This is a genomic window from Sphingopyxis sp. 550A, assembly GCF_053569535.1.
This window is the reverse complement of the sequence record NZ_CM131615.1, coordinates 3607110-3618749: the sequence shown is the minus strand read 5'-3', so window position 1 is coordinate 3618749 and position 11640 is coordinate 3607110. Positions and strand designations below refer to the sequence as shown.

At 66.9% G+C, this 11640-nt stretch carries 13 protein-coding genes; 1 reads left to right on the top strand and 12 read right to left on the bottom strand.

Annotated features, from left to right (window positions below; all coding sequences use genetic code 11):
- The first annotated feature begins 88 nt into the window (after positions 1–88).
- Positions 89–1675: a GMC family oxidoreductase gene (locus ACVENA_RS17505; RefSeq protein WP_449326417.1), complete on the top strand. Its 1587-nt coding sequence runs from the start codon at positions 89–91 to the stop codon at positions 1673–1675.
- Positions 1676–2268: 593 nt separating this feature from the next.
- Here the strand turns inward: ACVENA_RS17505 and ACVENA_RS17500 are convergent.
- The 12 genes from ACVENA_RS17500 to ACVENA_RS17445 form a co-directional block, all read right to left on the bottom strand.
- Positions 2269–3642 (bottom strand): ammonium transporter, encoded by a 1374-nt coding sequence (locus ACVENA_RS17500; RefSeq protein WP_449326416.1) that lies wholly within the window; start codon positions 3640–3642, stop codon positions 2269–2271.
- Between the two features lie 14 nt (positions 3643–3656).
- Positions 3657–3995: a P-II family nitrogen regulator gene (locus ACVENA_RS17495; protein ID WP_257545498.1), complete on the bottom strand. Its 339-nt coding sequence runs from the start codon at positions 3993–3995 to the stop codon at positions 3657–3659.
- A gap of 293 nt (positions 3996–4288) precedes the next feature.
- Entirely contained in the window at positions 4289–4990 is a 702-nt protein-coding gene (locus tag ACVENA_RS17490; protein WP_449326415.1) for an endonuclease/exonuclease/phosphatase family protein, read from the bottom strand.
- A 130-nt stretch (positions 4991–5120) separates the two neighbouring features.
- Complete coding sequence (locus ACVENA_RS17485) at positions 5121–5333, bottom strand: putative signal transducing protein (RefSeq protein ID WP_449326414.1); 213 nt, start codon at positions 5331–5333, stop codon at positions 5121–5123.
- Positions 5333–5893, bottom strand: coding sequence for a pyridoxamine 5'-phosphate oxidase family protein (locus ACVENA_RS17480; RefSeq protein ID WP_449326413.1), 561 nt, complete (start codon positions 5891–5893; stop codon positions 5333–5335). The genes ACVENA_RS17485 and ACVENA_RS17480 overlap by 1 nt, the downstream gene beginning before the upstream one ends.
- A 34-nt stretch (positions 5894–5927) precedes the next feature.
- Entirely contained in the window at positions 5928–6500 is a 573-nt protein-coding gene (locus tag ACVENA_RS17475; protein WP_449326412.1) for a DUF924 family protein, read from the bottom strand.
- Between the two features lie 15 nt (positions 6501–6515).
- The gene (locus tag ACVENA_RS17470) at positions 6516–6917 is read right to left on the bottom strand and encodes a hypothetical protein (protein WP_449326411.1); all 402 of its coding nucleotides are present in this window, start codon (positions 6915–6917) and stop codon (positions 6516–6518) included.
- A gap of 115 nt (positions 6918–7032) precedes the next feature.
- Entirely contained in the window at positions 7033–8241 is a 1209-nt protein-coding gene (locus tag ACVENA_RS17465; RefSeq protein ID WP_449326410.1) for a hypothetical protein, read from the bottom strand.
- Positions 8242–8457: 216 nt separating this feature from the next.
- Positions 8458–9900: a metalloprotease TldD gene (gene tldD, locus ACVENA_RS17460; RefSeq protein ID WP_449326409.1), complete on the bottom strand. Its 1443-nt coding sequence runs from the start codon at positions 9898–9900 to the stop codon at positions 8458–8460.
- Between the two features lie 234 nt (positions 9901–10134).
- Positions 10135–10689 carry a DUF4402 domain-containing protein gene (locus tag ACVENA_RS17455; RefSeq protein ID WP_449326408.1) on the bottom strand — a complete coding sequence of 185 codons (555 nt, stop codon included), beginning with the start codon at positions 10687–10689 and terminating at the stop codon, positions 10135–10137.
- 103 nt (positions 10690–10792) lie between these two features.
- Entirely contained in the window at positions 10793–10996 is a 204-nt protein-coding gene (locus ACVENA_RS17450; RefSeq protein ID WP_449326407.1) for a zinc-finger domain-containing protein, read from the bottom strand.
- A gap of 43 nt (positions 10997–11039) precedes the next feature.
- The gene (locus tag ACVENA_RS17445) at positions 11040–11600 is read right to left on the bottom strand and encodes a DUF4402 domain-containing protein (protein ID WP_449326406.1); all 561 of its coding nucleotides are present in this window, start codon (positions 11598–11600) and stop codon (positions 11040–11042) included.
- Positions 11601–11640: the final 40 nt, after the last annotated feature.

The window sequence follows — 11640 nt, the reverse complement described above, 5'->3', positions numbered from 1 at the left end:
TCTCATCACCCCGCCTTCAGGGGGCGATGTGTTTTCCTTGCCTCGCTCCCTAATGACATTCATGTAAGTCGCGAGAGGGAGGCGCTTCATGGATCAGTTCGACATTATCGTCATCGGCGGCGGCAGCGCGGGAAGCGCGGCGGCGGGGCGGCTCGCCGAGGATGGGACGCGCCGCGTTTGCCTGGTCGAGGCGGGCGGGCGCAACGATACGGTTCGCGTGAAGACGCCGGGCTTCATGCCCTTCATCCCCAAGGCCTCGAACTATCAATATGAGACGGTGCCGCAAAAGGGGTTGAACGGCTGCACCGGCTACCAGCCGCGCGGGCGCGGGCTCGGCGGGTCGAGCGCGATCAATGCGATGGTGTATATCCGCGGCCACGCCTTCGACTACGACCAATGGGCGGCGCTCGGCGCGACGGGGTGGAGCTATGCCGACGTGCTGCCTTACTTCAAGCGCAGCGAGGGCAATGAGCGCGGCGCGGACGACTTCCACGGCGGCGACGGGCCGCTGAACGTCATGGACCAGCGCTGGCCCAATGTGACGAGCCGGCGCTTCGTCGAGAGCGCGGCCGCGCTGCAACTGCCGCGCACGGCCGATTTCAACGGCGCGCAGCAGGAGGGTTTCGGCCTCTATCAGGTGACGCAGAAGGCGGGCGAGCGCTGGTCGGCAGCGCGTGCCTATGTCGAGCCGCTGCGCGAACGGGGCAATTTCACGGTGCGCACCGGCGCGCTGGTCGAGAAGATCGTCGTCGAGGATGGCCGGGCGACCGGCGTCGTGATTCGGCGCGGGTCGAAACGCGAGACATTGCGCGCGCGGGGCGGGGTGGTCCTGTCGGCGGGGGCGTTCGGCAGCCCCCAAATCCTGATGCTGTCGGGTATCGGCCCCGCGGCGCACCTGAAGGACAAGGGGATCGATGTCGTCGCCGACCGCGCGGGCGTCGGCGCGAATCTGCAGGATCATATCGATTATGTGTCGAGCTGGGAGACGCGATCGGCCGATCCGTTCGGCGACAGCCTGGGCGGCACGTGGCGGATGGTGAAGGCGGTGCTCGAGCATCGCGCGCGGCGCACCGGGATCATGACGACCTGCTTTGCCGAGGCGGGGGGCTTCTGGAAATCGCGGCCCGACCTGCCCGCGCCCGACGTGCAATATCATTTCGTCCCCGCGATGCTCGAGGATCATGGGCGCGCCAAGGTGAAGGGGCATGGCTTTTCGTGCCACGCCTGCGTGCTGAGGCCCGAGAGCCGGGGCAGCGTGACGCTGGCGTCGGGCGATGCGGCCGCCGCGCCGCTGATCGATCCCGGCTTCCTGACCGACGAGCGCGACATGGCGACCCTGCGCGCGGGAGTACGGATGATGCACCGCATCGTCGCCGCGCCGCCGCTGTCCGATTATGCCGGCGTCGACCGGCACCCGGTCGATCTCGACGACGATGCGGCGCTCGACGCGTTGATCCGCAGCCGCGCCGACACCGTCTATCATCCCGTGGGCACCTGCCGGATGGGGAGCGACGCCGATGCGGTGGTCGATCCGACGCTGAAGCTGAACGGGATCGAGGGGCTGTGGGTCGCCGACGCGAGCGTGATGCCGCGTCTCGTCAGCGGCAACACCAATGCGCCGAGCATCATGATCGGCGAACGCGCCGCCGATTTCGTCAAGGTGGCGCTGGGGTGATTCGGCGCGCGCCTCTTCGCGGATGATCCTGTCGTTTGCGAACCCGTTTGCTTTGTCCCGCCTCGTCACCCTGAACTTGCTTCAGGGTCCATGGCCCGGCCTTTTCATCAGAGCGTAGCGCCGGGCGAGAGCTGAGGTCATGGATGCTGAAACAAGTTCAGCATGACGATGAGGGATAGCCGGGGATTCGCCCGCGAGCTTGTAAGGAAGAGCCGGGGATTCGAATGCGGGGCCCTGCCGACCGGCTCAAAAATCGCGGATTTCCAAGGCTTGGTGCTCAAGGCAAAAAAAGAGGGCCGGAACTTTCGTCCCGGCCCAGCCTTTCAGGCTCTCCCCTCCTGAAACTCATCGCAGACTGAATGCCATATTAATGTCATGTTGCAAAGACTAAATTTGCGGCACCCAAGGTGAAATTTTGTGCAGTCATTCGCGGGACTTGGAAAGGCCCGGCAAAGTGCGGGATCGCGCCGATGCTGCGCACAAAAAATGGCCGGGAGCCAAGGCACCCGGCCAGTGGTTCGCAGGAGGAACCTGGGTAGGACCCCGCCGCCCTTTGAAAGAGGAGAGAGTGCGGCGGCGGGTATCCTGTCTCGTCAATTATTGTAGGCGCGCTCCCCATGCTCGCCGAGGTCGAGGCCCTCGCGTTCGACCTCTTCGCTGACGCGCAGCCCGGTGAGCGCCTTGGCGATGGTGGTGGCGATGGCGGTGCCGATGACGGCCCAGACGATCGCGACGAGCACCGCGACGACCTGCGTCGCGACCTGCGGGCCGATAGCGAAATCCTCGCCGCCGGGGCCGCCGAGGCTCGGCGCATAGACGATGCCGGTGCCGATCGCGCCGACGATGCCGCCGATGCCGTGGATGCCGAAGGCGTCGAGCGCGTCGTCATAGCCGAGCTTCGGCTTGAGGACGGTCACCGCGTAGAAGCAGATCACCGAGGCGACGGCGCCAAGCACGATCGCGCCGAACGGTCCCGAATTGCCCGCCGCCGGGGTCACCGCGACAAGCCCGGCGATGACGCCCGAGCAGAAGCCGAGTGCCGAAGGCTTGTGGCCCGCGACCTTTTCGGCGAGCATCCAGAACAGCGCGGCGGAGGCGGTGGCGACGAAGGTGTTGACCATCGCGAGCGCGGCCGAGCCATTGGCCTCGAGCGCCGAGCCGGCGTTGAAGCCGAACCAGCCCACCCAGAGCAGGCCGGTGCCGACCATGGTCAGGGTCAGCGAGTGCGGCGCCATGATTTCCTTCTGATAGCCGATCCGCTTGCCGAGGATCAGCGAAGCGACGAGCGCCGAGACGCCGGCATTGATGTGCACCACGGTGCCGCCCGCGAAGTCGAGCGCGGCGGGGAGCGAGGTGCCAAACATGCCGCCCTCGAACAGGAAGCCGCCCGCCGCCCACACCATGTGCGCGATCGGGAAATAGACGATCGTCAGCCAGATGATGCCGAAGACGAGCGCGGCCGAGAATTTCATGCGCTCGACCGTCGCGCCGAGAACCAGCGCCAGCGTGATCGCGGCGAAGGTCATCTGGAAGCTGATGAACACATATTCGGGCAGCTTGAAGCCGTCCGAGAAGGTGTCGGCGAGGCTGTCGGGGGTCACCCCGGCGAGGAAGAACTTGCCCCAGGAGATGAAGGCGTTGCCTTCGGGCCCGAAGGCGAGGCCATAGCCGTAGCAGACCCAGACGATCATCGCGAGGCAGGCGAGCGCGCCGATCTGCGTCATCGTCGACAGCATGTTCTTCGTGCGGGTGAGGCCGCCGTAGAAGAGCGCGAGGCCCGGCAGGATCATCGCGAGCACGAGCACGGTCGAGGTCATCATCCAGGCGGTGTCGCCCTTATCGACCACGGCATCGACCACCGGTGCGGGCGCCGCCGCGGCGGCGTCCTGCGCCCAGGCGGGCAGCGCCGCGAACAGCGCGAGGCCCGCGGCCCCGGCGCCCGCCGCCAATTTCTTTGCGAAATTCATAGGTTCCCCCTTCATTAGAGCGCCGCCTCGCCGGTCTCGCCGGTGCGGATGCGCACCGCCTGACCCACGTCGAGGACGAAAATCTTGCCGTCGCCGATCGAGCCGGTGCCGGCGCTTTGCTGGAGCGTCTCGACGACCCGCGGTGCGAGCGCGTCGTCGCAGACGAGCTCGATCTTCACCTTCGGGACCATGTTGGTGGCATATTCGGCGCCGCGGTAGATTTCGGTCTGCCCCTTCTGGCGGCCGAAACCCTTGACCTCGGTCACGGTCATGCCGGCGATGCCGAGCGCGGTGAGCGCTTCGCGCACCTCGTCGAGCTTGAACGGTTTGATGATAGCCAGGATCAGCTTCATGATGCCCCCTTCTGCTTGTGGCATCATGTTGCGGTGCAACAGCCGTGCCAGATTGCGCGAACGCGGTAGAAGGCGACATTTTGTGGCGGGTTTGGCGTCGCTGACGTGCCGGATCGTTCACGCGGCAGGCAGGCGAGGCAGGGATTTGCCTAAATTTTGGGCATATCATCCCCCTTCCGCAGGCGGGAGGGGTTAGGGGTGGGCAGCGACGTTGCCATGTCCCACCCCGCTGCGACTAACGAACAAAGTTCGTAAGTCTCGCTGCCCCTCCCGCTTGCGGGAGGGGAATCCGCTCAGTCTTCCACCGTTTTGAACCGCGCCCAGATCGGCAGATGATCCGACGCGCGCGCGGCGAGGGGGCTGCGGTGGACGCCGGCATCGACGGGTTCGAGGTCGGGCGAGGCGAAGATGCGGTCGAGCTTCGCGACCGGGCGCCGGCTGTGGAAGCTGTGGCCGGTGTCGACGAGCCGGTGATGCTCGCCGAAATCGGCGAGGCAGCCGCCCGCCGCGCGCCATTCGTTGCAGTCGCCCATCAGGATCGTGGGCAGCGCCTCGCCCCCCGCGACATGGTGGAGGATCGCGCGCGCCTGCTGGCGACGGCGCAGCCCCGAAATGTCGAGATGCATGCCGACGACGCGCAGCCGGTCGTCGCCGATGCGCAAGGTCGCGGCGACTGCGCCGCGCGGTTCGAGCGTCGGCAGGTGGAGCGCATGGCTTTCCTCGACCGCGATCCCCTTGCGGACGAGCAGCGCATTGCCGTGCCAGCCGATCGCATAGGGGCGGCCACCCAGCAGGTCGACCGGCACATAATCGCTATGTTCCTCGAACATATGCGGCGGGATGGCGCTGGCGCGGGTGCCGAAGCGGCGGTCGGCCTCCTGAAGCGCGACGACATCGGCGTCGAGCTCGCGCAGCACCGACAGCACCCGGCCCGGATCGCGGCGCCGGTCGAGCCCGATGCCCTTGCGCATATTGTAACTGGCGACCTTGATCATGGGAGGCTTTGCGGCTGAGTCCCGTTCTGTTTGTGCTGCGCTTGTCGAAGCACGGTCCTTCTCTTCTTCAAAGGGAAAAACGGTCCTTCGACAAGCTCAGGACGAACGGAGGCGGGGTTGGGTTGCGTGGCTACCCGACCCCGAACTCTTCCATCAGCGTTCGGGCTTCCTCCAGATCCTCGTCCAGCACCATCACGCGCACCGGAATCAGCAGCCCGACGCTTTCGGTGATGTTCATGCCCGCGTCGAAGCAGACGGCATGGACGCCGGCGTTTTCCAGCCGGCCGCGCAGTAATTCGGCCTCGACGCCGTTCGGGAGACGGATCAGCTCGACGAGCGCCATCAGGCGTCGCCCGCGATATAGCGGTCGGTGGGGCGCGTCGGCAGGCCGTCGATGCTCTTGGTGCGCCCCTGATATTTTTCGACCCAGAGCGTGGGATCGGCCTGACGGTGATATTTGCGCAGCGTCTCGCGCTCCTGACTCAATTCCATCATCGGCACGCCCCAGCCGCAGCTCGTCTGTACGCTTTCGATGTCGATCACGAAAATCTGGCGCGTGCCGGGGAGCAGCGTGAAATGCGCGGCGAGCGTGTCCCAATCGGCATCCTGCGGCAGCACCGCGCGGCCGCGGCCATAGATGCGCAGGATCAGCGCGGTGCGGTCGAAGGCGCAGAACATCAGCGTGATCCGGCCGTCCGCTGTCAAATGCGCGTGCGTCTCGTTCCCCGAGCCGCCGAGATCGAGCCACGCGACCCGGCTTTCCGAAAGCACCCGGAAACAGTCATAGCCCTTGGGCGACAGGTTGATGCGGCCTTCCGCCGCCGCGGTAGCGGTGAAGAAAAGCGGTTGCCGTTCGATGAAGGCGATATGCTTGTCGGTCAGCGTGTCGGTGAATTCGGCCATGGGTCCTGTCCGCGCGGCGAAGGCCTGCGCCCTATCACCAATTGCCGCCCTCTTCTATCGCCGCCTCCTCGCCGGGTCGGCTGGCGCGGCCAAGCGCGGCGTTGCGGTGCGGAAAACGCCCGAAGCGGTCGATCATGTCGAAATGCTTCTTCGCATAATCGTGGAAGACCGGATCGGCGAGCTCGTTCATCAGGCGCAGCGATTCGCGCTGGTCGGCGATGTCCTCGCTATGCTCGAAGGGCAGATAGGCGAATTGGCGCCGCTCGTCGGGCCAGTCCCGGTCCCAGCCCTTTGCCACGATGCCGCGCGCGACCGCGCGGGCAAGGTCGTCGGTAGCAAAGGCCTCGGCCTGGTGGCGGTGGATGTTGCGCGGCACCTGGTCGAACAGGATCACCGCGGCGAGCGCAGTGTCGGGGTCGGTCAGAAAAGCCTCGGCCGGCTGCGCGCGCAGCACCTCGCGCCAGTCGCCCGCCAGCGCGCGCACCTCCGCGTCGAAGTCGGGCCCGCCGCCGTACCAGTCGTCCATGCCATGGCCGTCGAACCAGAAGGCGAGCAGCTGCGCCGCCCAGTCGGCCGGCGGCGCGGCGGGCTCCCTGTCGTCGTCCATCGTCACGCGCGGCGGTTACCGGGCCTTGACGCGGCGATAGGGAACGAACTCGCCGAGCGAGACGAAGCCGCTGTACATGTGGCTCATCCGGTCGTGCAACTGGACGACGTCGATGCTGCAGAGCTGCGACGAGCTCGTCTTGGTGACGAGGATGTCGTCGTCATTGAGCTGGTCGGCGCCGCCGCGCGGACGGTTGACCCACAGGGTGTCGCCGGCGCGATAGACGATCGCGGTCTTGTCGATCACCTGGCTGCTGCCGGCCGTAGCGAGGTTGATGCAATCCTGCGGCTTGCCGGCGACACGGCCTTCGAGCAGCTTTTCGAGCTGCTGTTCGGGCGTGCGCTTGTCCTTGGCGAAGGCGGCAGGCGCGGCGACGATCGCAGCGGCGGCGAGGATGGCGGGGATCAGCGTACGCATGATATGACTCCTGTCTTCAACATACCCTACCCATTGGACATCCTACGCCGCCGCGCGTTAACCGGGGATGACTCGCCGCATATCCGGCACGCTTTGCCCGATCAGCAGGGCCCGATCAGCAGGTCGGCAGCGGAATGCCGAGCGGCCCCTTGCATTTCTTCTTTTTCGCTGGCTCGGCGGGCGTGCTCTCGCCGCCGCCGCCGCTCATCCCGCCCATGCCGCCGAAATCGGCGCCGACGAGCAGCATCGTGTGCGAGCGGAAACGCACCTTCGCGGTCCAGTCGATGTTCCACACCGCATTGCCCGCGGGTTTGGGTGGATAGGAGAAGTTGGCCTCGGGGCCAAAGGCGTTGAGGTTGCCGACCATCATCTCGCCCGACGCCTTCTTGACCTCGGCGGGAATCTGGCAGCTCGTCTGCGACGGCGGCATGACGATCTTCTTGGTGATCAGGTTCGCGACCACCGACGGCGGCAGCCAGTCCCACAGGCCGCCGCCGAATTCCTTCGTTGCGCTGCTCGTCCACCAGACGACGTCGCCGCCGCTCCCCCCGCGGTCCATTCCCCCGAACGCCCAGGCGGCATAGCCGGTTGCGGGCTGCAGCGGACTCCAGCGGATCATCACCGACCCGTCGGGCTGGATCGCGGTCGAGGCCTGGAGCCCCGGCATATAATCCTGCGCGAGGGTGAAGTTGATCTCGGGCCCGAAATTGCTCGTCACCTTGTGCGCGCCGAGCAGCGACGAGCCCGACGGGGGCTGCTTGCCGCCCTTGCCGTTGGGCCAATGGGCATAGGAGCGGCTGTTCGCCGCCGACACCTCGCGGATGATCGGCACCGCGCTCGACATCAGGCCCGGCGGCATCTGGCCCGCGGCGACCTTCGCGAAGTCGATGATCACCGGCTGCCCCGGCCCCGCCTTCGCACCGCAGCCCCAATAGAGGAGCAAACGCCCCTTCGGCCGCTCGAACGTCTGCGGCACCTCTTCCTTGCCGCGTTCGGGCGCGATCAGCGGCAGCGATTTTCCGACCTTCGCCTGCGGCAGGAAGAAATGGTCGCCCTTCGGCGGCGGCGCGCTCGCGTCCTGATTCGAACCGAGGCGCAGGTCGAGCAGATAGGCGACTTTGGTCGACGGATCGCCGCCGAACATCATCCCCATCGCGCCACCGATGCCGCCGCGCCCGCCCGCCATCGCGGCGAAGCCCGACATCGTCGCGACGTCCATTTCATAGCGTTCCTTTGGACCGCTGGTCTTTTGCGCCGACCCCGGGACGGCGGCGAGCATCGCCGTGATCGCGGCGACGGAGATGAAACGCAGACTCGAACGCATGAAATCCTCCCTGTGCCGGGAGAGCAACTCTCCCGCGGATAACGATGCGGCCCAAGACTTTTTATGTTTGAAGCGCTTATAGGCGCGAGAAGGGCGTCCGCCAAGTGAGCGGAGTCACATCCTTGTTCCATTGTCATCCCGGCAAAGGCCGGGATCTCATCGGCGCGATCCGTGGCGATGTCGAGACCCCGGCCTACGCCGGGATGACGGCAAATATCAGGTCGTGCCGCCCACCGTCAGCCCGCTGACCAGCAGGGTCGGCTGACCGACGCCGGCGGGCACGCTCTGGCCGCCCTTGCCGCAGATGCCGATGCCTTCGTCGAGCGCCATGTCATTGCCGATGCCGGTAACCTTGGTCAGCACGCTCGGGCCGTCGCCGATCAGCGTCGCGCCCTTGATCGAGTCGCCGAGCTTGCCGTTTTCGATCTTGTACGCCTCGGTGCAGGAGAAGACGAACTTGCCCGACACGATATCGACCTGCCCGCCGCCGAAGCTCTTGGCGAAGATTCCGGTCTTGACGCGCGACAGCAACTCGGCCGGATCGTCGTTGCCGCCGCGCATGAAGGTGTTGGTCATCCGGGGCATCGGCGCGTGCGCGAAACTCTCGCGCCGGCCGTTGCCGGTGGGTTGGGTCCCCATCAGCCGCGCGTTGAGGCGGTCCTGCATATAGCCCTTCAAAATGCCATCCTCGATCAGCACCGTCTCGCCGGTGGGTGTGCCCTCGTCGTCGATGCTGAGCGAGCCGCGGCGACCGCCGCCGACCGGGCTTTCCATCGCGCCGTCGTCGACGACGGTGACGCCGGGCGCTGCGACGCGTTCGCCGATGCGGCCCGAAAAGGCGCTGGTGCCCTTGCGGTTGAAATCGCCCTCGAGCCCGTGGCCGACGGCTTCATGCAGCAGCACGCCGGGCCAGCCGGGGCCGAGCAGCACGGTAAATTCGCCCGCGGGGGCATCGACTGCGCGGAGATTGACGAGCGCCTGGTCCAGCGCCCCGTCGATCGCGCGGTTCCACTGCGCCTCCTCGAACAGATGGTCGTACATATAGCGCCCGCCGAGGCCGAAATAGCCGCTCTCGCGCCGCCCATTCTCCTCGACGACGATCGAGACGTTGAGGCGGACGAGCGGGCGGATGTCGGTGGCGAGGAAACCGTCGGCGCGGACGATCTCCACGACCGACCAGCTTCCCGCGAGCGCGACCGACACCTGCACGACGCGCGGATCGCGCGCGCGGGCGGCGGCGTCGACTTTCTGGCACAGCTCGACCTTCTTCGCGAAGGGGACGAGGTCGAGCGGATTCGCCTCGTCATAAAGGTGGCGGTTGGTGCGCGGCGGCGGGCCGGCGGGGGCCTGTTTCGCGGGATCGAGCAGCGCGAGCGTCTCGGCGGCGCGGCGGATCGCGCCGGCGCTGACGTCGCTGGCGTGGGCAAAGCCCGTCATCTCGCCCGAAACGGCGCGCAGGCCGAACCCGGCGTCGGTCGAATAATCGGCGGTCTTGAGCCGCCCGTCGTCGAATCCGAAGCTCTCGGTCGCGCGATATTGCAGGTAGAGTTCGCCGTCGTCGGCCTTGGCGAGCGCCTCGCGTGCCAGTTTCTGTGCGAGATCGGGGTCGAGCGCGTCGGTGCGGTAGAGGAAGCGGCGGGGGTCGGTCGGGCTTGTCATGGTCCCGATATAGGGGCGTCCGGCTGTCACGCAAACCGTGCTTATGGGCGAACGCCGTGTTTCTCGGGTTTCACGCGAAGCCGCGAAGCCGCGAAGAGGCCGTGTCAGCCGCGAAGCGGCCTTCGTTCCGCCATGCCGGAAGGCGCTGCGGCGTTTCAGGAAGAAGGGGCCTGTCGGCCCGAGGCAATTTCTTCGCGGCTTCGCGGCTTCGCGTGAAAATTATAGCGCGGCTGCTCAGAAATAATTGACGGTGAGCGTGAAGGTGCCGCTGTAGTCGCCCGGCGTCTGGTTCGCCGGGACAGTCAGCGTGCCGCCGACATAATAGGTCTGCACCCCGCTCGGCAGCAGCGTCGTCGAGGAACCGAGAAGCGTGACACCGCCGCCGCTCGTCGTGATCGCGCGCGCCAGGCTGGCGGTCATGGTGCCGCCGCCGGCACGGGTCAGGGTGACGTTGTCGTCGCCGGTAACGGTGATCAGCAGGAAGCCGCCGGTGCCCTGAAACACCGCGCGCTCCGCCGCCGCCCCAACCGCGGTCACGCCGCCGGTGGTGGTGCGTGCGCCGGTGGTGGGGCTTATCGTCGCGGTGCCCGCGGTGGGACCGCTGATCAGCGTGCCGAAATCGAGGTCGTTGCTTTTGACGAGCGTATTCGGGCGCACGACGACACTGGTGGCGGTGCCCGTCTGGTTGGCGGCATAGGCCGTATGGCCCGCGAGCGTGCCGGTCGCCGCTGCGGCGAAAGCGAGGCGGCGGAGCGCCGCTCGCGATAGGCTGGTCCCTCGAATCCCCACGATTCTGCTCCTGTCTGGAACAGACTTATACAATCAGGGCATGAATCGATGATGCGCGGGGATGGTGAAGCCGGGTTTAACCTTTGGCGGCGGTCGGCCGCGCTTAACCGTGGTCGGCTACGCCTCCGGTCAGGATGAAGCGCCGGTCGCAATAGCCGCAATCGACATAGCCTTCGTCGGGATCGATCTCGAGCCACACGCGCGGGTGGCCGAGCGCCGCATTGGCGAGGCCGTCGCCGGTGCCGTCGCAGGCGATGCGGGTCTTGGGCGTGCGGATCGTCTCGGGTGCGGGGGCTGGCTGGGTCATCGACGCGCCTTTAGCAAGCACGATGCCCGCCCGCAATCGCCTGTCAGAGATAGTTCAGCGTGATCGTGAAGGTGCCCGTGTAATCGCCGGGCGCCTGATTCGCCCCGACTTCGAGCGTCGCACCGACCGGAAAATTATAATTGCCGAGCGCGCTCGCGATGACGAAGCGCGTCGGGGAGGTCGAGAGGATCGCGGTCGGGGTCGAGCCGATCTCGAAATCGCGCACGCGCATCCGCTGTCCGGGGCCGGTGATCCAGATGCTGTTCGATCCCAGCGAGATATTGACTTGGCGATTCGGGGTGCCGAGCCCGGCGAAGCGCGCGGGTTCGCCGTCATTGCCGACGAGCGTCGCGCCGCCGGTGCGCGTGCGCGTCCCGTCGGGGGCGAGCCGCACCGTGCCCGCGCTTCCCGAGGCGATGATGCTGCCGAAATCGAGGTCGCCCACCCGGAAGAAGGAAAGCGGCCGCAGCACGATGGCGTCGGCCTGGCCCTGCGCGCCGGTCTGCGCCAGCGCCGGCGATGCGGCGGCGGGCGCGAGCAGAAGCGCAAAAGCGGCGAAGCCGCGCTGCACGGGCAGCGGGCAAAAGATGTGGCTGGTCCTCACGCCCTTGCTGTTAGCGGCGACTTTCCAATTTAGCGTTAAC